A 24359-nucleotide genomic window follows, 5' to 3' on the forward strand; every position below is an offset into this window, starting at 1 on the left:
CCGATGCCAGTCCAAAATGTCTCCCACGCGATCACGCTTCCTGCCAGCCTGCCGCTCGACAGCGGGGATGTGCTCGAAGGCGCGGTGATCGCTTTTGAAAGCTACGGCGAACTCAATCCGGCGAAGGACAATGCGATCCTCGTCTGCCACGCGCTGACCGGCGACCAATACCTCGCCAGCGATCATCCGGTGACGGGTAAGCCAGGGTGGTGGGAACGAATGGTCGGCCCCGGCAAGCCCATCGACACGAACCGCTTTCACGTCATTTGCGCCAATGTCATCGGCAGCTGCATGGGCTCCACCGGCCCCCGCAGCACCGCGCCGGACGGCCGCCCTTATGCGATGCGCTTTCCGGTCATCACCATTCGCGACATGGTGCGGGGTCAGATCGCCTTGCTCGACGGTCTGGGGATCGAACGGCTCCATGCGGTGGTTGGCGGATCTATGGGCGGAATGCAGGCGCTCAGTCTGGCCGCAAATTTTCCGAACCGCGCCGCCCGGGTGCTCGCGATCGCCACGACTGCGCGGCATTCGGCGCAGAACATCGCCTTTCACGAGGTCGGTCGTCAGGCAATCATGGCCGATCCTGCCTGGGCCGGCGGGGATTATTATGCGCAGGACCAGCGCCCCGACGCGGGCCTGTCGGTCGCCCGCATGGCCGCGCACATCACCTATCTCAGCGAGGCCGGGCTGACGGAGAAATTCGGTCGCCGCCTGCAGGAACGTGCCGACGGCAGCGCAGGCGCGAAGAGCTTCGGCTTCGATGCCGATTTCCAGGTGGAAAGCTATTTGCGGTACCAGGGCAGCGGGTTCACCCGCCGGTTCGACGCCAATTCCTATCTCTACATCACCCGCGCGATGGACTATTTCGATCTCGCCGAAGAATTTTCCGGCGACGGCAGAGGTGTCCATCTGGGCAATGCCTTTGCCGGCACAACGGCCCGTTTCTGCCTGATCAGTTTCGACAGCGACTGGCTGTACCCCACGGCCGAAAGCCGCCACGTGGTCCACGCGCTCAATGCGGCGGGGGCGCCGGTCAGCTTTGTCGAATTGTCCGCGCCGTTCGGTCACGACAGTTTCTTACTCGACGTCCCGGCGCTCGACCGGGTGATAAAGGGGTTCCTCGAATGACCGCGTTGCCGGAAGGCTACTGTTTCGTCACTAAGCCCGGTGACATCGATCTAAACGCAACCCATGCCTATCTGACGCGCAGCTATTGGGCGGCCGGTATTCCGCTCGAAACCGTCAGGCGCGCATTGGCCAATTCGTTTTGTGTCGCGATCAATTACCAAGGCGCTCAAATCGCTTTTGCCCGGCTGGTCAGCGACCGCGCCACCTTTGCCTATCTGGCCGATGTCTATGTGCTCGAAGAACATCGTGGGAAGGGGCTGTCGCATGCAATTCTGGATTTCCTGCAAGGCCATCCCGAATTTCAGGGTCTTCGCCGCTGGGCATTGTTTACGCGCGATGCGCAGGGGCTTTATGCCGCACATGGCTGGAAGCAATATCCCAGCCCCGACCGTATGATGACGATTGACGATCCGGACGTTTACAAATGAGTGTGCTGCGCCCCGATCTCGCGGTTATCGCCGATCATGTCGAGCCTGGCACACGGGTGCTGGATATCGGCTGCGGAGACGGCGCGCTGATGGCTGCGCTGCGCGATGAAAAGCAGGTCGACGCACGGGGGCTGGAAATCGATCCGGCGCAAGTGGAACAATGTGTCGCGCGCGGGCTGTCGGTGGTGCAGGGCGATGCGGACCGCGACCTGGCCGAATATCCCGACGGCGCATTCGATTACGCGATCCTCAGCCAGACGCTGCAAACGGCGGAACGGCCCGACCGGATGCTCGACCAAATGCTGCGCGTCGGCCGCCAGGCATTTGTGAGTTTCCCCAATTTTGCGCATTGGCGGATGCGCCGCGCGCTGCTGATGACCGGACGGATGCCGGTGACGCGGCACTTGCCGGTCAGCTGGTACGAAACGCAGAATATCCATCACGTCACCGTGACCGACTTTCGCGAGTTGCTGCGGAGCAAGGGTGCGACTGCGGACCGCAGTTGGTTCTTTGCCGGCGACCGGGAAATTCGTCCTGCGGGGGCCAATTGGCGCGCCGAATATGCGGTGTTCCAGCTGAGCCGTTAAGCGCCGCTTTCCCGCAGCCGTGCTGGCGGTGTTCGCCAACGGGTCGATCGTGGTTTCGGGTATTCAGGACAGGAACCGCCGGCGAAGGCAGCGGGCTTAATCCTCGATCGTCACCGCGTCTTCGAAATACACTTTCGCGACTTGCAAGTTGGTTTCGCTGCGCACGGAAATAAAGGATCGGCGGGACACCGCCTTACCCTCGCTGATTTCACCCGAAATCACACCGCGGAGCGCCTCGATGGCAACAGTTCTTGCGTCGGTAAGGCTATCTTCGACCCTGCCTTCAGTGTCACGGACGAATCCGGAGCCATTGTTCAGATCGAAATAGTATCGGGGCATCGGGCTAGAATTCCTGAGACCTGGACTTGGTTCCAAATGCCCCGCCCGTTGCATCCGGTTGGAAAGATGCGCTTACCTGGTCTGCGAAGGCAGCGCAGGATGGATGCTCCACACATCATCCTCATCGCGTGTCAGCCGGCACAGCGGCTGGTCATCGAGCCATAGTTCCCCGGCGCGGCCCGGTGTTTCGCGCTGGGCGAGAGAAAAGGCCTCGTGCCCGTCGTCGGAATCGAAGCGGACAATCTTGGCGGCATCGCCGCAATGATCAGAAAACAGCAGCTGGTATGCTTTACGCACGCGCTGAGTAATCAATGCTGACTGGTTCGGGAAAATGATTTCCACCGCCACCTCCTTCGGACAGGAATTTGTAACCCTTTGAGGATTCGCGCAATTACATAAGTTAAGTGAAAGCGGCGCTGAGGCTAATATTTCCAAAGTAGGAGGCATCCGGAACAATTTTTTGTCTATTTCAATCGGGCAGCATGCCACCCGATATGTTCGGCCATGAAGGTCTCGATGAAGTAATAGGAATGGTCGTACCCCTGCTGCATCCGGATGGTCGCGGGAATCCCGGCCTTTCGGCAGGCGAGGGCGAGCAGACCGGTTTTGAGTTGCTCGGTCAGGAAATTGTCCGCTGTGCCCTGGTCCACCAGCAGATGATCCAGCCGGGCGCCGTCGTCGATCAGGGCTACCGCGTCATGCGCGCGCCAGATGTCCCGGTCCGGCCCGAGATAGCCGCTCAGCGCCTTTTCGCCCCACGGGCAGCTCATCGGAGATACGATCGGGGCGAATGCGCTGACCGAGCGGAACCGGCCGGCGTTGCGCAGCGCGATGGTCAGCGCGCCGTGCCCACCCATGCTGTGCCCGGTAATGCCCTGCCGCGCCATATCGGCGGGGAAATGTTCGGCGATCAGCGCAGGCAATTCGCTCTCGATATAACTGCGCATCCTGAAATTGGCGGCCCAAGGCTGCTGTGTAGCATCGACATAGAAGCCCGCGCCCTGGCCAAAATCATACGCCTCGTCGTCCGGTACATTATCGCCGCGAGGAGACGTGTCGGGCGCCACGAAGATAATCCCGTGTTCGGCGCAAGCGGCGCGGAAATTGCCTTTCTCGGTGACATTGGCGTGGGTGCAGGTCAGGCCCGAAAGGTACCACAACACCGGCAGCTTTGCGCCATCATCATGCGGCGGGACATAGACCGAGAAGGTCATCCCGGTGCCGGTTTCGGCGGAGGCATAGGAATAAACCCCCTGCACCCCGCCGAAACTGCGGTTGGCCGCAAGCGTTTCGATCGCCGTCAAACCGTCACATCCGCTTCAGGGCGCAGATCTTGTTTCCGGCGGGATCGCGCAGATAGGCGAGATAGAGCTTCATTCCCGCGCCTTCGCGGATGCCTGGCGGGTCTTCGATCGCAGTGCCGCCATTGGCGAGACCGGCTTCATGCCACGCATCGGCTTCTTCCTGTGAAGAGGCCGCGAAGCCGATTGTCGAACCGTTGCCGCAGCTGGCCGGCTGTCCGTCAATCGGCTTGGTCAGCAGCAACATGCCCCCGCCGTGCATGTAGATGACGCGGCCCTTCGGATCGACCACGCCCGGCTTCGCGCCGAGCGCGCCGAGGGTGGCATCGTAGAATTTCTTCGAGGCGTCGATATCGTCGGCACCCAGCATGATATGGCTGAACATTGCACTCTCTCCTGTTTTTCGGCCTTGGCCTCGTTGCAAACTCAGTAAACGACCACGCTGCGGATGGATTGCCCGGCGTGCATCAAATCGAACCCCTTGTTGATCTCGTCGAGGGTAAGCGTGTGGGTAATCATCGGATCGATCTGGATCTTGCCGTCCATATACCAATCGACGATCTTGGGAACATCGGTGCGGCCCTTTGCTCCGCCGAAAGCCGTACCGCGCCAGTTGCGGCCGGTCACCAGTTGGAAAGGGCGCGTTTCGATGGTCTTGCCCGCTTCTGCCACCCCGATAATGATCGATGTGCCCCAGCCCTTGTGGCAGCATTCCAACGCCGCGCGCATCACATCGGTGTTGCCGGTGCAGTCGAAGCTGTAATCCGCCCCGCCATCGAGCATGGCAACCAGATGCGCCACTACATCGCCGACGTCCTTCGGATTGACGAAATCGGTCATCCCGAACTTGCGGCCCCATTCCTCGCGGTCGGGATTGATGTCCACGCCCACGATTCGGTTCGCGCCCGCCATTCTCGCACCTTGCAGCACGTTGAGGCCGATCCCGCCGAGGCCGAATACCACCACATTGTCACCCGGCTTGACCTGCGCGGTGTTAACCACCGCGCCGACCCCGGTCGTGACCCCGCAGCCGATATAGCAACTGGTCTTGAACGGAGCGTCCTCGCGGATTTTGGCGACCGCTATCTCCGGCAGGACAGTGAAGTTGGAGAAGGTCGAACAGCCCATGTAATGGAATATCTGCTGTCCCTTGTAGCTGAAACGGCTGGTTCCGTCGGGCATCAGCCCGCGCCCCTGCGTTTCGCGGATCGCGCTGCACAGATTGGTCTTGCCCGACAGGCACATTTTGCACTGGCGGCATTCAGGGGTGTAAAGCGGGATGACGTGATCGCCCGGCACGACCGAAGTCACGCCTGCGCCCACTTCGCGGACGATGCCTGCGCCCTCATGGCCCAGCACGCTGGGGAACAACCCTTCGCTATCGAGCCCGTCCAGCGTGTAGGCGTCGGTGTGGCAGATGCCGGTGGCCATGATTTCCACCAGCACTTCGCCTGGCCGAGGGCCTTCCAGATCGAGTTCGACTATTTCGAGCGGTTGCTTTGCCTCGAAGGCGACAGCGGCGCGGGTTTTCATGGGGGCGGGATACTCCGTAATAAATGCGCGAGACGGATCAGGATTCGTGGACGGTCTTGATCACCATGCAGGCGCTTACCCCTTCGGCGCCGTCTTCGCTACCATGACCTGACCATTTGACCCCGCCGAAGGGAGCATCGACCGCGCTGACCGACGCGCCATTGATTGCCAGCATTCCCGCCTCGATCTCCTCTGCCAACCGGCGGCGGCGGGCGGGGCTTTGTGTCCAGGCATAGGCAGCGAGGCCGTAGGGCAGGCGGTTGGCCTCCGCTATCATCGCCGATTCGTCGGCGTAGGAATTGAGCAGCGCGACCGGGCCGAAGGGTTCCTCGTTCATGATTCCGGCATTTTCGGGAATATCGCTGAGCACGGTGGGCGCATAGAAGAAGCCCCGGTTGCCCACCCGCTCGCCGCCGGTGTGGAGAGTCGCGCCGTGTTCGACCGCATCGGCGACCTTCCTGGCAATCCCCTCAGTTCCGCGGACGTTGGCCATCGGACCCATCTGTGTGCCGTCTTCCAGACCGTTGCCGAGCTTGATCGCCTTGGCGCGTTCCACGAAACCATCGCGGAACCGGTCATAGATCGGCGCTTCCACTACGAAGCGGGTGGGGCTGACGCAAACCTGACCGGCATTGCGGAATTTGGCAGGCACCATCGTGTCCAGCACCGCATCGACATCCGCGTCGGCGAACACCAGCACCGGGCCGTGACCGCCCAGCTCCATCGTGGTGCGCTTCATGTCCTCGGCGGCGAGCTTCGCCAGATGCTTGCCCACGGCGGTCGATCCGGTGAAGCTCAATTTGCGGATGACGGGCGATCCAAGCAGGTGGCGACTGACCTCGTCCGGCACGCCGAATACCACCTGACAGACCTCGGGAGGGAGTCCGGCATCCAGCAAAGCCTGGACCACCGCGATCCCGGCGGCGGGGGTTTCTTCCGATGGTTTGACGATCACCGAACAACCCGCCGCAATCGGTCCGCCGACCTTGCGCGCGACATTGATGGCAGGGAAATTCCACGGCGCGAAAGCCGCGACCGGGCCGACCGGTTCATGACGCACTTCGCTGCGGCTGCCTGCCGGGCGAACCAGCGTGCGGCCATAATTGCGTTTGCACTCGCCGGCATAGAATTCGAACAGGCTGGCAGAATACATCACCTCGCCCCTGGCTTCGGCCAGCGGCTTGCCCTGCTCGCGGGTCATCGTCCAGGCAATGTCCCCCGCGCGTTCACGCAGCAGTTTCGCTGCGCCGTTCAGCGCCGCGGCGCGCTTGTCCGCCGCGGTCCCCCGCCAGATCCGGAACCCCTTCGCTGCATTGTCCAGCGCCGCGTCGAGATCGGCCGGATTGGCCAGCGACAAAGTGCCGAGCACTTCCTCGGTTGCCGGATCGACCACATCCTCTGCGGCGCGGCCTCCGCCGGAAATCTGCTTGCCGCCGATCACCATGTGGAGGGTGGGATAGATGCTCATCGGGCGGTTCCTTGTGCTTTGACGTTTTATGACAGGTGTTCGGGAGATAGAGCAGTGCGCAGCGATTGCTACCCGGTTTGCTCCGGTTAAGGTGCCCGCGTATAGGGAAGCCGCCATGAAATTCTCAACTGTATCGCTCGCCCTGCTGATCATGCCCGCCCTTGCTTCTGCGCAATCGGCACCCGTTGCTGCGGTGAAGCCGCTCAGCATGGAAAGCCGCACCGCGCTGCGCTGTTCCGCCGCGTTCGCGCTGGTGGCGGACGGTCAGGCCCGGGCGGACAGGAATGCGCTGGCCTATCCGGCGCTGGGTCAGCGGGGGCGGGAATTCTTCGTGCGGACGAGCGCGCGGGTGATGGACGATACCGGAATGGACCGGGACGCCGTGGCGACAGAGCTTGGGGCAGAGGCCCGGCGGCTGTGGGACGGCGGCGGTTTCACGGGCGAGATCGACCGGATTATGCCAGCCTGCCTCCTGCTGCTTGAAACATCCGGCGCCTGAAGCGCCATTGCCCACATTTTTTGCGGCGGGAACCCGCCTGACGGTGGACGCTGGCGGCGGCTTGCGGCATGAGCGGGACCATGTGGCGTCTCCATCAATTTCCGCTGTGCCCGTTCAGCCGCAAGGTCCGTTTGCTGATGAGCGAGAAGGGTATCGGCTACGATTTGTGGCGCGAAAATCCGTGGGAGGAGAATGACGAGTTCCTCTCGCTGAACCCGGCGGGGCGGACTCCGGTGCTGCATGATCCGGAAAAGAACATCATTCTGGCGGACAGCCGGGCGATCTGCGAATATTTCGAAGAAACCGTCCAGAAAATGCCGATGATCAACGGCACGGTCACGGGCCGCGCGGAAATCCGCCGCCTGATCGCCCTGTTCGACGAAAATTTCTATCACGACGTCACCGCGCCACTGCTGAACGAGAAGATGCGCAAGCGGCTGGTCCACCGCCAGCCGCCCGACAGCCGCGCCATCCGCGAAGCGATGAAGATGGCCCACGGCCACCTCGATTACATCGATTACCTGATCGACACCCGTCCGTGGCTTGCCGGATCGACCATGAGCATGGCGGACCTCGCCGCCGCAGCGCAGATTTCGGTGGCGGATTACCTCGGCGGGATCGACTGGACCGGCCATGAACAGACGCGCGGCTGGTACGCCGTCTTCAAGAGCCGCCCCAGCTTCCGGCCCTTGCTGTCGGAGCGGATGGAAGTGATCCAGCCGCCCGCGCATTATGGGGATATCGACGGGTAGAATTGCGCAGTGTCTCGCCCCATATCTGCGGCAAAGGAGATCACCCCATGCCCGACAAACTCGACCTGACCGAAGCCGAATGGCGCGAGCGGCTGACGCCGGAGCAGTACCATGTGCTCCGCGAAGGCGGGACGGAGCGGGCGTTCACCGGCGCGCTGGAGAAGAACAAGGCATCAGGCGAATATCACTGCGCCGCTTGCGGGCAATTGCTGTTCACCAGCGATGCGAAATACGACAGTGGTTCGGGCTGGCCCAGCTTCACCGTTCCCGCCGATGCCGATGCAGTCGAGGAGGAACGGGACACATCCTTCGGGATGGTCCGGATCGAGGCGAAGTGCAGCCGCTGCGAAGGTCATCTGGGACACATTTTCCCGGACGGGCCATCACCCGAAGGCACACGGTATTGCATGAACAGCGCCTCGCTGGATTTCGTGCCCGATGAAGACGGCTGAGCTTGCATCAAACAGGGCGCTTATGAATTGCCCGTTCACGAGCGGTTACAACTGGCCTATGCACCGTGGCTGTGTATTGGCCCGCGCCGCGTAAACAGCGCGCGGCTGGCGTGAAAAGGTAAGCGAATTCCATGGCAAGGCGGGGTAGTCGGCGGCGTTCTCTGAAACGGGGAGCGACTGGAACACCGGCGAAAGAAGAGCGCGGATGGTTTGCCCGCCTGTTCCGCCGGCTGGCCCTGTCCGGGTTGGTTGCAGCTGCTCTGGGCCTGGTTTTCCTCGGCCTGGCGGTAGCCTTTGCCGCGCGTTCGCTGCCCAGTTACGGAGAGCTGCGGGCCACCCAGAACGCCCAGACGATTGTGGTGCGCGCTCGCGATGGTACGCAGATCGTGGAATTGGGCCCCAGCTTCGGCAAGTGGCTCAACAGCAATGAAATTCCCGAAGTCATGAAGGAAGCCATGGTCGCGGTGGAGGATCGCCGCTTCCGTTCGCACTTCGGGGTGGATCCGATCGGCCTGGCCCGAGCAACCTATGTCTGGGCCACCGGCACCAAACGGTTCGGCGCGACATCCACCATTACCCAGCAGCTGGCCCGCAATATCTTCCTCAACTCCAATCGAACCTTCGACCGCAAATTGCGTGAGGCGGTGCTGGCGATGGCGCTGGAATCGAAGTTTTCCAAGGAGCAGATCCTCGAGCTGTATCTCAACAAGGTCTATTTCGGCGGCGGTGCCTACGGTATCGACAGCGCCAGCCGGAAATTCTTTAGCCATCCGGCGACGGATCTGAGCACTGCGGAAGCGGCGATTATCGCCGGGCTGGTCAAGGCCCCGTCGCGCTATTCGCCCACCGCCGATGTGCAGGCCGCCGTCAGCCGCGCCAATGTGGTGCTGCGGCTGATGCGCGAACAGGACCGGATTTCTGCCGGCGAGGCCGATGTGGATATTTCGGCGGTCAAGCTGAAGGAAGACAAGGCGCAGAATTCGGTCCGCTATTTCACCGATTGGGCGCTGCCCCAACTTGATCTGCTGCTGCCAGAGACTTTCGAACCGATCGAGGTGTGGACCACCATCGACATCGGTATGCAGCAGGCCGGTACCGCGGCGATCAAGGCCAATGTGCCCGGTAACACGCAAGGTGCGCTGGTCAGCCTCGACCGCGATGGGGCGATTCTGGCGATGGTCGGCGGGACCGATTATGTTTCGACCAGCTACAACCGCGCCACTGATGCGCAGCGCCAGCCGGGTTCGGCATTCAAGCTGTTCGTCTATCTGGCGGCGCTGGAAGCCGGCTATACTCCGGAAGACCGGGTGAAGGATGTGCCGGTCACGATCGACGGCTGGAGCCCGCGCAATTCCGGCGGGTCCTATGCCGGCGAAATGGATGTGCGCACCGCCTTTGCCTATTCGAAGAACACCGTGGCGGCGCAATTGGGCAACGAAGTGGGCTTTGGCACCGTGGCGTCGATGGCCCGGCGGTTCGGCATCACCTCGCCGATTTCAACCTTTCCTTCGATGGTGCTTGGCAGTTCGGAAGTGCGCCTGATCGATATGACCCGCGCCTTCGCTTCGGTTTCGGAAGGGGGCGTTTCGGTTGAACCCTACGGGATCGTCAAGGTGACCACGGCGGGCGGCGATGTTCTGTACCAGCACGAAGCGGCGCGACGGACGCAGCTGGTGCCGGAATATGTCGCGGCCGGGATCACCGATCTGCTGCAGACCGCCGTCAACACCGGCACGGGTAGAGCGGCCCAGATCGGACGCCCTGTGGCCGGAAAGACCGGCACCACCAGTTCCAACAAGGACGGCTGGTTCGTCGGATTTTCCAGCGGGATTACCACGGGCGTGTGGATGGGCCGCGACGACGCAAAGGCGGTGGCCGGGCTGCAGGGCGGTCGCGCCCCGGCACAGGCTTTCGCCGCGTTCATGCGCTATGCCGTGAAAGACCGCCCGGTAACGAAGTTCGACACCGAGCTGCAGCTGCCGGAATGGCAGCTCGAACCGGATGAAGAATATTATTATGGCGATCCGGAGGACTATTACTATGTCGACGAGCAGGGTAATCTGATCGAACCGGGGCGGATCCAGCCGGCGCCGGGAACGCTGCCGTTTCCGGTCGAAGGTGAAAATATCCCTGGGGTGCAGCCGCGCCGGGAAGGAGATCCGGTCCCGGGGGGCGATGAAGCACCGCCAGCCGCCAGCGACGATTTCCTCAACCGGGCGACGGGCCGCAATCCGGCCACGATCCGCATCCAGCCGGGCGTCCCCCGGCGCGGTGTGCAACCGGGCCAGGGCGAACAACCTCCGCCACCCAGGCAACCCAATTAGCGGACCGCGCGATCACAATTGTGCATCAAAAAGGCCCGCCGGAAAACCATCCGGCGGGCCTTCGGCAACGTCAAGGCGTCATGATCAGCGGAAGCGGATCGAGGTATAGACCGGAGGATTTCCGCGTCGCTGGAACCGCAGGAACAAGGCTTCGCGGCCGCTATCCCTGGCTTCCTTGGCGACTCGTTCGAGATCGGCGGGGCTCGTCACCGACTTGTAATTGGCGGACAGGATCACGTCACCGCGCCGCAGCCCCTTGGTTCCGGCATCGGAGTTGGGATCCACCGCCGCGACAACTACACCACTGGTGCTGGCGGGCAGCCCCAACTGACCGGCGATCTGCTGCGTCAGAGGAATAACCTGGAGGCCAAGCGACTGTTCCAGCGCCCCGCTGGACTGGCCTTCCGGCATCGGCGCTTCCGCGTCGGGGTCGAACGCGGGTTCTTCCGCGAGTTCTGCCTCAGTCGGGAACTGGCCGACCGTGAGCGTTACGGTGCGGCGGGTGCCCTCCCGGTACAGCTCGACCGGGATGCGGGTGCCCGGGGCGATATTAGCAACCAGGAACGACAGCGTCTGGTCGGACGTGATTTCCTTGTTGTTGACCTTGGTCACTACGTCGCCCGGCTCGATCCCGGCGGACGCCGCAGGGGAATCGTCACGCACGACCTGGACGATCTCGCCGCGGTTCCTCGGCAGGCCGAGTGCGTTGGCCATGTCGGCGCTGACCGGCTGGATGCTGACCCCGAGATAGCCGCGTTCGATCCGCTTGCCGGATTTGAGCTGGTCCACGATCGGTGCAGCGACGTCGGCGGGAATGGCAAAGCCGATCCCGACATTGCCGCCGGACGGCGAAAAGATCGCGTTGTTGATGCCGATCACGTTGCCCTTCATATCGAACAGGGGACCGCCGGAATTCCCGCGGTTGATGCTGGCGTCGGTCTGCAGATAGCGGTCATAGGCACCGCCGCCCGCGTTGCGGTAAACCGCCGAGACAATCCCGCTGGTCACGGTTCCGCCCAGTCCGAAGGGGTTGCCAATGGCGATGACCCAGTCGCCGACCCGGGTCTGTGCGGAATCGCCGAATTTCACGAAGGGAAAGGGTTCCCCGCGCGAAATCTTCAGCACCGCAAGATCGGACGCCGCGTCGTTGCCGACCAGTTCGGCGGGATATTCGGTGCCGTCGGGCATGGTGACGGTGATTTCTTCCACCGTGCCGCGCGGTCCGCTGCTGTCGCTCGGCGGGCTGATCACGTGGTTGTTGGTGACAACAAAGCCGTCGGCCGAAATGATGAACCCCGACCCAAGCGACTGCGCTTCGCGGGTAACCGGAGCCTGCGGCTGGGCACCGCGCTGGCCGAACAGATCGGCAAAGGGCGTGCCGGCGAAGGGGTTTGCATTGCGGGGGACCTCTACCCTCTGGCGAGTCGAGATGTTGACCACGGCGGGCTGCAGCTGGGCCGTCAGGTCGGCGAAGCTTTCCGGCGCGCCGGCGCGCGGGACCGCACGTTCCATCAGCAGACCTTCGTTCTGCGCAACCTGTGCCCCGGCAGGAAAACCGGTCACCAAAGATATCGCTGCGCCGCCGACCAGCAGCGCTGAAGTCAATCCGTAAGCATATCGCACTGGCTAAAATTCCTCTTCATTGGCTGAGTGACCAGGCAACGCTGCGCCCGGCACGACTTTTCCCGATAACACTCCAAACGCCCTGAACACCGATTGAACGACAGCTGTAATCGATCGGGCCGCTCCGCCCGTGTTACTGCCCGTTACGGAACTGCCGCAGATATTCGTTATCGGGCGACAGGATGATCTGGCTCTGGCCCTGGCCCTCGCCCTTGGCGAAGGTTGTGTCATAGCTCTGCATCGCGCGGTAGAAATCGTAGAAACCCGGATCTTTGCCGAAACTGTCGGCATAGATCCTGGCGGCTTCCGCATCGGCTTCGGCGCGAATGACGCGGGCGTTGCGTTCGCCCTGCGCCCGGATTGTCCGAGCCTCGCGCTCGCGGTCGGTCTTCATGCGGCGGAAGGCCGATTCCAGCGGCGTACCATCGGGCAAATCGGTCCGCTTGATCCGTACGTCGATCACCTGTGCGCCGTATTCCCGGGCCTGCACATCCAGCTTTTCCCGGATGTTCGACATCGCCTGGCCGCGTTCTGCGGTCAGCAGGCTGGCAAAGGTGCGCCGGCCGAGTTCCTGCCGGAGAACCGAGTTCAGGATCGGTTCGAGCTGCGTGCGGACGCCCTCGGTGGTACCGGCGGTTTCCACCATCAGCACCGGATCGATAATCCGGAACCGGGCGTAGGCATCCACCAGCAAGCGCTGCTGGTCGCTCGACAAGACCTGTTCGCGCTCCATGTCGAGATCGAGCACCCGTTTATCGACAAACTGGACCTGTTCGACCAGCGGAATTTTCAGGACCATGCCGGCCCCGGTTTCGCCATAGGGCTGGTCGGGCTCGAAGCGGTTGATCACGCGGACCGGCTCACCCGTTCGCACGACCACGGCCTGTTGTTCTTCGGGCACGATCACCACGGACAGAAGCAGCACGATGATCGCGGCCCCTACGGCCATGATCGAAAGCTTATGGTTTTCCCAGATGTTTTCCATGACTTACTGTCCCTGTCCGGAAGCGGCCGCCGCTTGCCCGCGCTCTTGCGCGCGCTGGCGGATTTCCGGCAGTGGCAGATAGGTCTGGACCCCGCCGGATTCGACGATTGTCTTGTCGGTCTGGCTCAGCACACGCTCCATTGTTTCGTAATACAGCCGCCGCCGAGTTACTTCGGGCGCCTGGCGGTATTCCTCGTAAACCTTGTCGAAGGCGATCGTTTCGCCCTGCGCCCGCTCGAGGATCTGCTGCGCGGTACCGCGCGCGGTATTGACCGCCGCATCGGCATCCTGTTCCGCCACGGTAACGTCCTTGAACGCCTCGTTCACTTCGGCGGGCGGGTCGGTCTTGGCGATTTCGACGCCTTGTACCGCGATGCCCGAACGGTATGCGTCCAGCACGGCCTGCATCCGGGTGCGCACCCGCTGCTCGATCTCCGCCCGGCCCGCGCCCGAGAAAGTCTCGTCCAGCGTCCGTTCTGCAACCGAGGCGCGCATGGCCGCTTCGGCGACTTCGCGGATAGTCTCGTCGGGTTCGGCCAATTGGAACCGGTATTGCTTCAGATCCTTGATGTTCCAGCGAATGAGATAGGACAGATCGACCAGGTTCTGGTCCCCGGTCAGGATCAGCTTCTGTTCGCCGCCTTCGGGAATTCGTTCGGACCGGATGGTGCTGACCTGTTCGACATCCACGTTCTGGAACGGCCACGGCAAGGTGAAATTGGTACCCGGCTGCAGCGTCCGTGAATATTTGCCGAAAGTGGTCACGATGCCCTGTTCCTTCGGCTGGACGAAATGCACCGAGCTCATCAGAAGCCACGCTGCCACGACGACCAGACCGATAATCGGCAGCCAGCTTTTCCCGCCCGGACGCTGCGGCATCCGGAAATTCGGGCCGCCGGGTCCGCCGACGCGCCGCGGCCCTTCGGGCCCGCGGTGCTTGAAGATATCTTCGATCTTGGCCGATCGCCGCGCGTCGTCGCTGCCCGAAGGAAGCCAAGGATTGCGCGGTCCGCCGGCTTTCTTGCCGTCATCGCCATCGCCCGCGCCCCCATCTCCGGAGGCCCCGCTGCCCTTGTTTCCGCCCCAAGGGCTCTTGCCAGCCATGGCAAGCCCGATCCTGTTGGTAAAACCCGTCAAAATGTCCATGCAGTCTTTATAGGGTTCCGCCCCAAGAAAAACAGGGGTTGCGGTCACGAAATTGCTGCTAGGGAAAGCCGCGATGGATCAGGATGAAATCAGGGCACGGCTTCCCGCTTCGATTGCCGCGCGGATGCAGACGGCAAAACTCAAGGACACTGTCGCCACGCTGGTGCTCGATGCCGCCGGGTTGGGGGCTTCTGCACGCGCCGAACTGGAAGCTGCGGTGAAGGATCTCGTCGGCGGCGCGGAGGGGGTAACCGAAGTGCGCGTGGCGATGATCGCCGACCGTGCACCCGCCCCGCCGCCTCGGCGGATCATCGCCATCGGATCGGGTAAGGGGGGAGTCGGGAAGTCGACCCTGACGGCGAACCTGGCGGTGGCGCTCGCGCGGATGGGCCGCAAGGTCGGGGTGGTCGACGCCGATATTTATGGACCCTCCCAGCCGACGATACTGGCGAACAAGGGCGAGCGGCCGCAGGCGGAAGACGGCAAGCTGATTCCGGTGCCAAGCAAATGGGGCGTGTCGGTCCTGTCGATGGGCCATCTGGTGGAACCCGGCAAAGCCATTGCCTGGCGCGGGCCGATGGCCGGGAATGCGCTGGGCCAATTGATCGATGCGCATTGGGGTGATGCCGAAGTGCTGCTGGTCGATCTGCCCCCCGGCACCGGCGACGTACAACTTTCCATGCTGCAGAAGCACAAGCCCGCTGGCGCGATCATCGTGTCCACTCCGCAGGATCTTTCCCTGATTGATGCGCAGCGTGCGGCCAATCTGTTCGAAACCGGCAAGGTCCCCCTGATAGGGCTGGTGGAAAACATGGCCGGCTATGCCTGTCCCCATTGCGGCGAGATCAGCGATCCGTTCGGCCGCGGCGGTGTGGAAGATGCTTCCGAAGCCACCGGTATCCCGTTTCTGGGGCGTATTCCGCTGGCGATCGATATCCGCGAGGACAGCGACGCCGGCACACCGACTGCAGCGCAGGGCGGGCCGCAAGCCGAAGCCTTCGCCGCGATTGCCCGCTCCCTGTCCGATTGGCTTGACGCGCCCTTGGCGCCCGAGGCCGCCTGACGATGCCGGTCACCCGCCGGAGCGTGCTGGTCGGTGCTGCGGTTGGCGGAGGGTTACTGATCGCATGGACACTTCGCCCGCGCAGCTTTTCCACACCGCTGTCACCCGGACGGGATGAATACGCTTTCGACGCCTGGCTGAAAATTGGCCGGGACGGCGTAATTACGGTTGCGGTGCCGCAGCTGGAAATGGGGCAGGGGATCACAACTCTGCTGCCGCAGATCGTGGCGGTGGAACTCGGCGCGGACTGGCGCCAGATCGCAGTCGAGCCCGCACCGGTCAGCGGTGCCTATGCCAATGTCCCACTCGCCGCGCGCTGGGCCCCGCTGTGGATGCCGGTCCTGCCGGGCCTTGCCAATGAACCGGACGATTTGCTGGCGCAGCGTTACGCGCAGGAAAGCCGTTTCAACGTGACTGCGGACGGCACTTCGCTGGCGGCATATGAAATGCCATGCCGGGCCGCGGCCGCATCGGCGCGGGCGATGCTGGCGATGGCGGCAGCGGACCGGTGGGATATCAGCTGGGAAGAATGCATCGCGGAAGGGGGCTTCATCCGCTTCGAGGACAAGCGGCTGAGTTTCGCCGAACTGGCGGAGGAAGCGGCCGGGTTCACCCCGCCCGATCCGCCACCACTGCTGCCCGAAGCGGCGGCGGAAGACCCGATTTTCGGACTGGCAGACGCGCCCACCGCGTTTCCCCGGCTCGACCTGCCGTCAAAAGTGGATGGTAGCTATCTTTTCGCGGGCGACGTGCGACTGCCGGACATGCTCTATGCCTCGATCCGGCACGGACCGGTCAACCAGGCGGTGCTGTCCCGCTTCGAAGCGGGTGAAGCGGCCGGGATGCCGGGGCTGGTCACCATCGTGAAGGGCAAGCGGTGGCTGGCCGCCGTGGCAGACAGCTGGTGGACCGCCGATCAGGCACTCACCCGGATGGAACCGCGCTTCGATGTTACCGAGGCGGTCAATTCCTCCACCATCGAAGCGGCGCTGGACGAAGCGCTGCGGCGCGGCGACGCCACCCGGATTGCAGTCCGCGGCGAAGGCGACAGCCTGATGGAGGAAACCGAGGTCGCACGCCGTTACGATTTTTCGCCCGCGACCCATGCCACATTGGAAACCACCACCGCCACCGCGCGCTACGGCGATGGGCGGTTGGAGCTGTGGATGGCTGCGCAGGCGCCCGAAGCCGCGCGGGAGGCGGCAGCAAAGGCGCTGGACATCGCCACCAGCGACGTGGTGCTTTATCCGATGCCGGCTGGGGGCAGTTTCGACCGGCGGCTGGAACATGACCACGCGGTCGAGGCGGCGCTGATTGCGCGTGAAGTTGCGAAAGACGGTCTGCGCCCGGTCCAGCTGATCTGGCCGCGCGGGCAGGAATTGCTTGGCGGCAAGCCGCGGATGCCCGCTGCAGTGCTGGTCAGCGCCACACTGGGCGGCGGGGACGGCAATTTCGGGACCGGCGGAGAGATCGAGACTCTGCGCGTGCGGATGGCCGCCCCGGCATCGGGCAAGGAATTCGGCCAGCGCCTGTTCGGCAACAAGACCAGCTGGGCGGCGATCGAAGAGGCCGCGGGCGAGAGTGATCCGATGGTGATGGAGGGGGCCATGCCGCCCTACGGCATCCCCAATGTCGCGCTCGATCATGTGCCGGTGCGGATCGGCCTGCCGACAGGTCGGCTTCGCGGCAACGCGCATGGCATCACCGCCTTCGTGACCGAAAGTTTCATGGATGAAATGGCATGGAGACATGGGCGCGAACCGCTGTCCTACCGGATCGAAATGCTCGGCGGTGACCTGCGTCTGGCGCGCTGTCTGCAGGACGTCGCCCGGCTGGCGCAATGGGACGGAGGAAAGGACCAGAGCGGTCAGGGCCTGGCGTGTCACCGCATGGGCGGCAATGAGAATGGGGGCGACGATGCCGGCCGGATTGCCTGTATCGCAACTGCCCGACGAGAGGGCGGCGGGGTCCGCGTCGCCAGGCTGACCGCGGTCGTGGATATCGGCCGGATCGTGAATCTCGACATCGCCCGCCAGCAGATCGAGGGCGGCCTGCTGTTCGGCATGAGCCTGGCACTGGGCTCCGCACTCGAATATATAGACGGCGTGCCGACAGCCAAAGGGCTCGGCGCGCTCGGGATGCCCACCCTGGCCGATTGTCCGGAGGTGGAGATTGATTTCATCAGCAGCAAGGCCCCGCCGTTCGACCCGGGCGAGCTGGGCGTAGCGGTCGCTGCGCCGGCGATTGCCAACGCCCTCTATTCCGCAACCGGCTTGCGCATCCGCCGCCTGCCCCTATTTGCGGAGGGCTTATGACCTGGTCCCCGCAGCAGCTCAGCCCCGAACATCCCCCGGTCCGTAGCGGCAACATCGGGGTGCTGCTGGTCAATCTCGGCACGCCCGACGCACCCACCACGCAAGCGGTGAAGAAATATCTGCTTGAATTCCTGTCCGACCGGCGGGTGGTGGAAATTCCCCCGATCGCCTGGCAGCCGATCCTGCGCGGGATCATCCTGAACACGCGGCCGAAGAAATCGGCCCAGGCCTATGCGCAGGTCTGGGGCAAGCACGGATCGCCCCTCGCCACGCTGACCGCCGACCAGGCGGAAGCGCTGCAAGTGAGGCTGGGCGAGAGCGTGCAGGTGGGCTGGGGAATGCGCTACGGCAATCCGTCGATCGAACAGGAACTGACCCGCCTGAAGGACGCCGGCTGCGACCGCATCCTGCTCGCCCCCATGTATCCGCAATATTGCGGTGCCACCACGGCAACCGTGGTGGACAAGGCGGGCGAGGCACTGGGCAAAATGCGCTGGCAACCGACGCTCAGGACCATGCCGCCCTATCACGACGACCCTGCCTATATCACCGCGCTGGCGCAGGATTTGACGCGGCAGCTGGATGCTCTGACATTTGAACCCGAGGTCCTGCTGCTAAGCTTCCACGGGATGCCCGAACGCACGCTGCCCGCCGGCGATCCCTACCATTGCCACTGCCAGAAGACCGCCCGCTTGCTGGAGGCTGAAATGAAGGCGATGGGCAAGCGGCCCGACATGCGCTTCGTGACAACCTTCCAGTCGCGCTTCGGCCGCGCCAAGTGGCTCGAACCTGCCACCGATGATACTTTGGAGGCCGAAGGCAAGGCGGGAACCCGGCGCATGGCTATCGCCGCTCCGGGGTTTGCCGTCGATTGCCTCGAGACGCTGGAGGAACTCGCGATCCAGGGCGCGGAACAATTTGCCGAGGCGGGCGGCGAGGAATTTGCGGCGCTGTCGTGCCTCAACAGCAGCGAAGCCGGGATGGAGATGCTGGAGATCATCACTCGCCGCGAATTGTCGGGCTGGATTTAACCCGCGGACTTACTTACACCGAGGTAAGTAGGAGAATCCGATGGCTACCGCCGCACACGAAAACGCCACGTCCGCGCCGAAAAGCTGGCCCCAGCACTGGAGCCAGCCTCTGCCCCCGCATTCACTCGACCATATCCCGGGCGAGGGCGGTTGGCCGCTGGTGGGCAATACGTTCAAGATGCTGGCCGATCCGCACGCCTTTGCGCAGCGGATGTATGCGACCTATGGTCCGGTCTACAAGAACTGGGCATTCGGGCGGTGGAATGTCGGACTGATCGGGGCCGACGCAAACGAGCTGATGCTGTTCGACCGGGACAAGCTGTTTTCCTCCGAACAGGGCTGGGGTCCGGTGCTCGACCAATTGTTTCCGCGCGGATTGATGCTGATCGATTTCGACCACCACCGGGCGGACCGCCGCGCGCTGTCGATTGCGTTCAAGCCCGGCCCGATGCGCCACTACGCCGATGCGCTCAATCGCGGGATCGCCGCGCGGGTCGCGGAATGGGGCGGCGCGGAGATGCCGTTCTATCCCGCGATCAAGAAGCTGACCCTCGATCTGGCGGCGGACAGTTTCATCGGCATTCCGTTCGGGCCCGAAGCGGACCGGATCAATCGGGCCTTTGTCGATATGGTGCAGGCTTCGATCGCGCCGATCCGCAAGCCGCTCCCCGGAACGCTGATGCGCCGAGGGGTCAAGGGCCGCGAATTCCTGGTCGATTTCTTCAGCAAGGAAGCGCTGAACCGGCGCGAGCTGGGCGGGGGGCAGGATATGTTCAGCCAGTTCGCCAACGCCACCGACGAGGACGGCGAATTGCTGAGCGTGGAATCCGTGGTCGATCACATGAACTTCCTGATGATGGCCGCGCATGACACGATCACCTCCAGCGCCACATCGCTGCTGTGGCTGCTGGCGGCGAATCCCGACTGGCAGGAAAAAGTGCGGCAGGAATTGCGCGCGGTAACCGGCGGTGAAGGAAAGCCGGTCGATTACGACGATCTCGGCAGACTGGAGCTGACCGAAATGGCGTTCAAGGAAGCCCTGCGCTTCATGCCGCCCGTACCCTCCATCCCGCGCCGCGCTTTGCGCGATTTCGAATATGGCGGATACACCATTCCGGCCGGAACGCAGGTCGGGATCAATGTTCACATGGTCCATCATCAGGAAGAACACTGGCCCGATCCGATGCGGTTCGATCCGATGCGGTTCACCCCCGAACTGGTCAAGGCGCGGCACAAATACGCCTGGGTGCCGTTTGGCGGCGGGGCGCATATGTGCCTCGGGCTGCATTTTGCCTATATGCAGGTGAAGATCCTGCTGGCGCAGGTGCTGACCCGCTATGAGGTGCAGATCGCCGAGGGTTATGAGCCCCAGTGGCAGCCGTGGCCGATCCCCCAGCCGAAAGACGGGCTGAAGGTGACGTTCAAGCCGCTCTAGAAATCAATAGCGATGCCGTTCTTTTCCCAATCGCCGTAGCGGGTCGGGCTGAGGCCGTGCTTGTCGCCGTCGGCGGGCTTGTCCGACACCCGGGGCGCTTCCGGCTTCGGCACCGGGTCGTTGCTCCAATGGCCGGGTTTGGCGAAGCTCTCGGGACGCTTGGTGGCTCTCTCGGTCATTTTGCCAACATGGTATCGCTGGCCCTTCTTTGCAATCGCGGATAGGGGCGCTGCGATGGTAGATACTCCCGGATTACCCGCCCGCCGCGCCGCGCTGCGCATGATGGATGCCGTGCTTCACCGCGGCGAGACGCTGGAGCAGGCCGAACGCGGCGCCTTGCGCAGCATTAACAGTCCCGCCGACCGGGCGCTGGCCCGCGCGATTGCGGCCGAAGTGATGCGCTGGCTGGTCGATCTCGACGCGATGATCGACAGCGCCACTCGCAACCGCCTGTCGGATGACGCCAAGGCGCGCAGCGTGATCCGCCTGATGCTGGTTCAATGGCTCCGCTTCGACACACCTCCGCACGCGGTGATCGCCACCGCGCTGCCGCTGCTGACCGGCGGGCCCCGGCGGTTGGCGCACGGGGTGTTCTCCACCCTGACCAAGCGTGAGGTGAAGCTGCCGCAAGGCCCCACGCCAAGCGATGCGGTGATGGTCCGCTGGGGCGAGAGGGCCGAGATCATCGTCGGCGCGCTGGCCGAACCGCCGCCGCTCGACCTCGCGCTGAAGGACCATGCGGAAACCGAAAAATGGGCTGCGGAACTGGGCGGACAAAGCCTCGCCCCCGGCCATGTGCGCCTGCCGCGCGGCACGCCGATCGATGAATTGGCCGGTTTCGAGGAAGGCGCATGGTGGGTCCAGGATCTCGCCGCGACACTCCCGGCCCGCCTGCTGGGCGCTGGAGAGGGAAGGCACGTGCTGGATCTGTGCGCCGCGCCGGGCGGCAAGACCTTGCAACTCGCGGCCGCAGGCTGGCAAGTCACCGCGCTGGACATCAGCGAGCGGCGGCTGGAACTGCTCCGCAACAATCTGGAACGCACCGGCCTTGCTGCCGAGATCATCACCGCCGACGCGCTGACATGGCAGCCCGCCAAGCCGTTCGACGCCATCCTGCTCGACGCGCCCTGTACCGCAACCGGCACCTGCCGCCGCCATCCCGACGTGCTGCACCGGATCGGCCCGCGCCAGATCGGCGAAATGGCTGAATTGCAGGCAGCCCTGCTCGCCCGTGCGGCAAGCTGGCTGCCCGAGGGCGGCACGCTGGTTTACGCGGTATGCTCGCTGGAGGAAGAGGAAGGCCTTGGCCAAACGGGTGCCGTCCCGCTGACGCAAGTGCCGGTCACCGCCGCCGAACTGCCCGCCGGGTTACAGCCCGACGCGGCTGGCTGGCTGAACACCGACCCCACAATGCTGCCCGAAGCCGGCGGCATGGACGGCTTCTTCATCGGGCGATGGACGAAGTAGTTACGGCGGGTTTTGGGAGCTGTGCCCAGAAGCTTGAATGGCTGCTTTGTCGTGGGCAGCGGACGTCAGCGTTTGTGGGTTCGTTGTTTGATATGCGTTTCATGGACGTGGGCGCAGACGACTTCGATAACCTCATTACAAGTTGTGTCGATTGTGTAAGTCAGCGTTCCGTCGAGCCCTGTGTTCACACGGATCTCCATCACACCGACCGAGTCACGGAGTTCAGACGTGCGCCAACGAGATACGCCAGCAAGCTCGTGCTGAATGACTGACTCGCCATCAGATGAGTCGAACACCAGACGCCAGTTATCCGGCTCAATAACCCAAGCCACAATGGTGTAATCTGCGAGGTCTGAAATCGGTTGCGCCATTTCGACATTGTTTCACATTTTCAACCTGCGGCCAACGTCTGGAATTGGGTCGCTTCCTGCCGGTCTGCTTTTATCAAAAACCCATGGTAAGCCGACTGGCCGCTTTTGGTAAAATGGAAAACGCTTCTGAACGGCAAAAACTGGGTGGGAAGCTGACGTAACCCGCACCGACTTCCGTCATTGCCAAGGTGACACTGATTTGGCTTTTATTGCGAGAAGACCTCCACTTAGCGTGCCAACCGTCCATGCAGCCACCACTGGCGAAAGCATTACCAATCCGGTCATCCACCAAACCCAGAAGTCTTCCGCATCACCCGGAGTCATTGCAAACCAGATGGTGTAGATCATAAGTGGAGCGAAGATACAGGCATACAAGGCTGCTATTCGAGCGACGACACCGACCACCTTCCTAATGGCGAAATAGCTCAAAAGCCCCGACACAGCGGTCGATACGATCATGATAAGCAGGAGCCTCATGAGGGCTTACATAGTGGATTGTGACTAATGTCCGCAACTGGGTCGTGTCCGGTATGTCCGCTTTTCGGCGAATATTGCAACAATCGGACGTCGCCCATCTTGTGCACATCTCATCGGATGCTTGGCTGCGACAGAGCGCCGAAAGAGGTACCCCGTCACCAACCCCGCATCAAACGCCCTGTTTCACCTTGTTCTGGAAACTCTTGCGCAGCTTCAGCAGCTTGGGCGGGATTGTCGCCTGGCAATAGGGATTGCGCTGGCCTTCGCCCTCCCAATATTCCTGATGGTAATCCTCTGCCGGAAACCATTTGACCGGCGCTTCGATGGTCGTGACCACCTTGCCGCCGTGATCCTCGTTCGCCCGCGCAATCGCGGCTTCGGCTTCGGCGCGCTGGGTGTCGTCGAGCGGGAAGATTGCGCTGCGGTACTGGGTACCCACGTCATTACCCTGCCGGTTCAATTGCGTCGGATCATGCGTGCCGAGAAACACGTCGAGCATTTCGGCGTAGGAAATCACCTCGGGATCGAAGGTCACGCGGATGCCCTCGGCGTGGCCAGTGGTGCCGCTGCACACCTGTTTGTAGGTCGGATTTTCGACGGTGCCGCCAACATAGCCGCTTTCGACCTCGCTCACTCCGACGACATCCCGGAACACCGCTTCGGTGCACCAGAAACATCCGCCTGCGATGATGGCCTGCTGTGTATTGCTCATTGAATTCTCCATGGCTTTCGTGTGAACATAAGCACCTGAACCGGATTTGCTATCGTGCCATCCGGCGAAATTCGAATTCATTCGAAAGGGATCATGATGAAGAAGCTGTTTCTTACCGCGGCCGCAGGCGCGCTGGCCTTTGCCGCACCGGTGCTCGCTGACGGGCACGGTCACGGGCAGGGCCATGAGATGTCCGATCCGGCAACATTCGCCGCGCACCATGCGGAGGCATTTTCCGGCGCGATCAACCATCCCTCCCGCGCGCAGGACAAGCTACGCGATCAATTCCGCCACCCGGTCGACACCCTGAGCTTTTTTCAGGTCGCGCCGGACATGAAGGTCGGTGAATATGCGCCGGGCGGCGGCTGGTATTCCCGGCTCCTTGGCCATTATCTCGGCGGCGAGGGGCAATTGGTCGGCATCTACGCGAATCCTCTCACCGCCTCCGCCGACGCTGCGCGCCAGCAGCGTATTCGCGATGCGGCCGCCGGTTTCCCGGCCGAGGTTGCAGGCTACACCGGCCTTGCCGCAGACCGGTTCGGCGCGCTGACTCTCGACAGCATTGGCGATGACCAGCGCGGCACCTTCGACCGAATTCTGGTGATCCGCGGCCTTCATGGCATCACTCGCGGCGGAATAGCCGACACCGAAATCCGCGCGATGCGCGAATTGCTGAAGGATGACGGCCTGCTCGGCGTGGTCCAGCACCGCGCCAAGGTGGATGCCCCGTGGAGCTATGCCAACGGGTCGAAGGGCTATCTCAAGCAGCAGGATGTGGTGGATTTCATGCGCCTCAACGGTTTCGAACTGGTCGGATCGAGCGAGATCAACGCCAATCCGATGGATACTGCCGATCACGCAGAAGGCGTGTGGGAAATGCCTCCAGTCCTTGCCACCAAGCGCGAAGACCTGAAAAACAA

Annotated in this window: 26 protein-coding genes; 13 read left to right on the forward strand and 13 right to left on the reverse strand. The window is 63.1% G+C overall.

The features are described 5' to 3' along the window. Window positions 1-3: 3 nt before the first annotated feature. Genes metX through metW form a run of 3 tightly spaced genes read left to right on the forward strand, consistent with a single transcriptional unit; the run spans window position 4 to window position 2146 of the window. Window positions 4-1131, forward strand: a complete 1128-nt coding sequence (gene metX, locus U0988_RS10665; RefSeq protein WP_322292603.1) for a homoserine O-acetyltransferase MetX — start codon at window positions 4-6, stop codon at window positions 1129-1131. Next, window positions 1128-1559 carry a GNAT family N-acetyltransferase gene (locus tag U0988_RS10670; RefSeq protein WP_322292604.1) on the forward strand — a complete coding sequence of 144 codons (432 nt, stop codon included), beginning with the start codon at window positions 1128-1130 and terminating at the stop codon, window positions 1557-1559. The genes metX and U0988_RS10670 overlap by 4 nt, the downstream gene beginning before the upstream one ends. Beyond that, the gene (gene metW, locus U0988_RS10675; protein ID WP_322292605.1) at window positions 1556-2146 is read left to right on the forward strand and encodes a methionine biosynthesis protein MetW; all 591 of its coding nucleotides are present in this window, start codon (window positions 1556-1558) and stop codon (window positions 2144-2146) included. Before U0988_RS10670 ends, metW begins: the two co-directional genes overlap by 4 nt. A gap of 96 nt (window positions 2147-2242) precedes the next feature. On the opposite strand, the gene U0988_RS10680 is transcribed toward metW, so the two are convergent. From U0988_RS10680 to U0988_RS10705, 6 genes are all read right to left on the reverse strand, one after another. Next, window positions 2243-2485, reverse strand: a complete 243-nt coding sequence (locus U0988_RS10680) for a DUF6894 family protein (RefSeq protein WP_322292606.1) — start codon at window positions 2483-2485, stop codon at window positions 2243-2245. A gap of 72 nt (window positions 2486-2557) precedes the next feature. Beyond that, complete coding sequence (locus U0988_RS10685) at window positions 2558-2782, reverse strand: hypothetical protein (protein ID WP_322292607.1); 225 nt, start codon at window positions 2780-2782, stop codon at window positions 2558-2560. A gap of 167 nt (window positions 2783-2949) precedes the next feature. Continuing rightward, window positions 2950-3780 carry an S-formylglutathione hydrolase gene (gene fghA, locus U0988_RS10690; RefSeq protein WP_322292628.1) on the reverse strand — a complete coding sequence of 277 codons (831 nt, stop codon included), beginning with the start codon at window positions 3778-3780 and terminating at the stop codon, window positions 2950-2952. 13 nt (window positions 3781-3793) lie between these two features. After that, complete coding sequence (locus U0988_RS10695; protein ID WP_322292608.1) at window positions 3794-4171, reverse strand: VOC family protein; 378 nt, start codon at window positions 4169-4171, stop codon at window positions 3794-3796. A gap of 41 nt (window positions 4172-4212) precedes the next feature. Further along, window positions 4213-5319 carry an S-(hydroxymethyl)glutathione dehydrogenase/class III alcohol dehydrogenase gene (locus U0988_RS10700; protein WP_322292609.1) on the reverse strand — a complete coding sequence of 369 codons (1107 nt, stop codon included), beginning with the start codon at window positions 5317-5319 and terminating at the stop codon, window positions 4213-4215. Window positions 5320-5356: 37 nt separating this feature from the next. Further along, complete coding sequence (locus tag U0988_RS10705; RefSeq protein WP_322292610.1) at window positions 5357-6787, reverse strand: NAD-dependent succinate-semialdehyde dehydrogenase; 1431 nt, start codon at window positions 6785-6787, stop codon at window positions 5357-5359. A gap of 115 nt (window positions 6788-6902) precedes the next feature. Between U0988_RS10705 and U0988_RS10710 the strand changes: the two genes are divergently transcribed. The 4 genes from U0988_RS10710 (at window position 6903) to U0988_RS10725 (ending at window position 10814) form a co-directional block, all read left to right on the forward strand. After that, entirely contained in the window at window positions 6903-7286 is a 384-nt protein-coding gene (locus U0988_RS10710) for a hypothetical protein (RefSeq protein WP_322292611.1), read from the forward strand. An 80-nt stretch (window positions 7287-7366) separates the two neighbouring features. Further along, window positions 7367-8038, forward strand: coding sequence for a glutathione S-transferase family protein (locus U0988_RS10715; protein ID WP_322292629.1), 672 nt, complete (start codon window positions 7367-7369; stop codon window positions 8036-8038). Window positions 8039-8085: 47 nt separating this feature from the next. Further along, window positions 8086-8490: a peptide-methionine (R)-S-oxide reductase MsrB gene (msrB, locus tag U0988_RS10720; protein WP_322292612.1), complete on the forward strand. Its 405-nt coding sequence runs from the start codon at window positions 8086-8088 to the stop codon at window positions 8488-8490. Between the two features lie 131 nt (window positions 8491-8621). Next, a complete protein-coding gene (locus U0988_RS10725) occupies window positions 8622-10814 on the forward strand; it encodes a PBP1A family penicillin-binding protein (RefSeq protein ID WP_322292613.1) in 2193 nt (730 codons plus the stop codon). Between the two features lie 84 nt (window positions 10815-10898). On the opposite strand, the gene U0988_RS10730 is transcribed toward U0988_RS10725, so the two are convergent. From U0988_RS10730 to hflK, 3 genes are all read right to left on the reverse strand, one after another. Beyond that, on the reverse strand, window positions 10899-12437 hold the full coding sequence (locus U0988_RS10730) for a Do family serine endopeptidase (RefSeq protein WP_322292614.1): 1539 nt from the start codon (window positions 12435-12437) through the stop codon (window positions 10899-10901). A 133-nt stretch (window positions 12438-12570) separates the two neighbouring features. Continuing rightward, window positions 12571-13422 (reverse strand): protease modulator HflC, encoded by an 852-nt coding sequence (locus tag U0988_RS10735; RefSeq protein ID WP_322292615.1) that lies wholly within the window; start codon window positions 13420-13422, stop codon window positions 12571-12573. Between the two features lie 3 nt (window positions 13423-13425). Further along, window positions 13426-14526: an FtsH protease activity modulator HflK gene (gene hflK, locus U0988_RS10740; protein ID WP_322292616.1), complete on the reverse strand. Its 1101-nt coding sequence runs from the start codon at window positions 14524-14526 to the stop codon at window positions 13426-13428. Between the two features lie 310 nt (window positions 14527-14836). Here hflK and U0988_RS10745 point away from each other — a divergent pair, with 310 nt between their 5' ends. The 4 genes from U0988_RS10745 to U0988_RS10760 are packed head-to-tail and all read left to right on the forward strand — an operon-like array spanning window position 14837 to window position 20412. Continuing rightward, a complete protein-coding gene (locus U0988_RS10745; protein ID WP_322292630.1) occupies window positions 14837-15631 on the forward strand; it encodes an Mrp/NBP35 family ATP-binding protein in 795 nt (264 codons plus the stop codon). A 2-nt stretch (window positions 15632-15633) separates the two neighbouring features. Next, window positions 15634-17946, forward strand: coding sequence for a molybdopterin cofactor-binding domain-containing protein (locus U0988_RS10750; protein WP_322292617.1), 2313 nt, complete (start codon window positions 15634-15636; stop codon window positions 17944-17946). Next, entirely contained in the window at window positions 17943-18977 is a 1035-nt protein-coding gene (hemH, locus tag U0988_RS10755) for a ferrochelatase (RefSeq protein ID WP_322292618.1), read from the forward strand. The genes U0988_RS10750 and hemH overlap by 4 nt, the downstream gene beginning before the upstream one ends. Window positions 18978-19017: 40 nt before the next feature. After that, the gene (locus tag U0988_RS10760; protein ID WP_322292619.1) at window positions 19018-20412 is read left to right on the forward strand and encodes a cytochrome P450; all 1395 of its coding nucleotides are present in this window, start codon (window positions 19018-19020) and stop codon (window positions 20410-20412) included. On the opposite strand, the gene U0988_RS10765 is transcribed toward U0988_RS10760, so the two are convergent. Beyond that, window positions 20409-20591, reverse strand: coding sequence for a DUF1674 domain-containing protein (locus U0988_RS10765; protein ID WP_322292620.1), 183 nt, complete (start codon window positions 20589-20591; stop codon window positions 20409-20411). The genes U0988_RS10760 and U0988_RS10765 overlap by 4 nt on opposite strands. 55 nt (window positions 20592-20646) lie before the next feature. Here U0988_RS10765 and U0988_RS10770 point away from each other — a divergent pair, with 55 nt between their 5' ends. Continuing rightward, the gene (locus U0988_RS10770) at window positions 20647-21879 is read left to right on the forward strand and encodes an RsmB/NOP family class I SAM-dependent RNA methyltransferase (protein ID WP_322292621.1); all 1233 of its coding nucleotides are present in this window, start codon (window positions 20647-20649) and stop codon (window positions 21877-21879) included. 65 nt (window positions 21880-21944) lie between these two features. Here U0988_RS10770 and U0988_RS10775 read toward each other — a convergent pair whose 3' ends face one another. The 3 genes from U0988_RS10775 to msrA all read right to left on the reverse strand — a co-directional run bounded on the left by U0988_RS10775 (window position 21945) and on the right by msrA (window position 23439). Continuing rightward, the gene (locus U0988_RS10775; RefSeq protein WP_322292622.1) at window positions 21945-22250 is read right to left on the reverse strand and encodes a hypothetical protein; all 306 of its coding nucleotides are present in this window, start codon (window positions 22248-22250) and stop codon (window positions 21945-21947) included. Between the two features lie 177 nt (window positions 22251-22427). Continuing rightward, window positions 22428-22709, reverse strand: a complete 282-nt coding sequence (locus tag U0988_RS10780) for a hypothetical protein (RefSeq protein ID WP_322292623.1) — start codon at window positions 22707-22709, stop codon at window positions 22428-22430. Between the two features lie 187 nt (window positions 22710-22896). Then, window positions 22897-23439 carry a peptide-methionine (S)-S-oxide reductase MsrA gene (gene msrA, locus U0988_RS10785; RefSeq protein ID WP_322292624.1) on the reverse strand — a complete coding sequence of 181 codons (543 nt, stop codon included), beginning with the start codon at window positions 23437-23439 and terminating at the stop codon, window positions 22897-22899. A 93-nt stretch (window positions 23440-23532) separates the two neighbouring features. Between msrA and U0988_RS10790 the strand changes: the two genes are divergently transcribed. Beyond that, a partial coding sequence (locus tag U0988_RS10790) for a methyltransferase (protein WP_322292625.1) occupies window positions 23533-24359 on the forward strand: 827 nt, incomplete at its 3' end.

The organism is Allopontixanthobacter sp. (genome assembly GCF_034376665.1).
Taxonomy (GTDB): Bacteria; Pseudomonadota; Alphaproteobacteria; order Sphingomonadales; family Sphingomonadaceae; genus Allopontixanthobacter.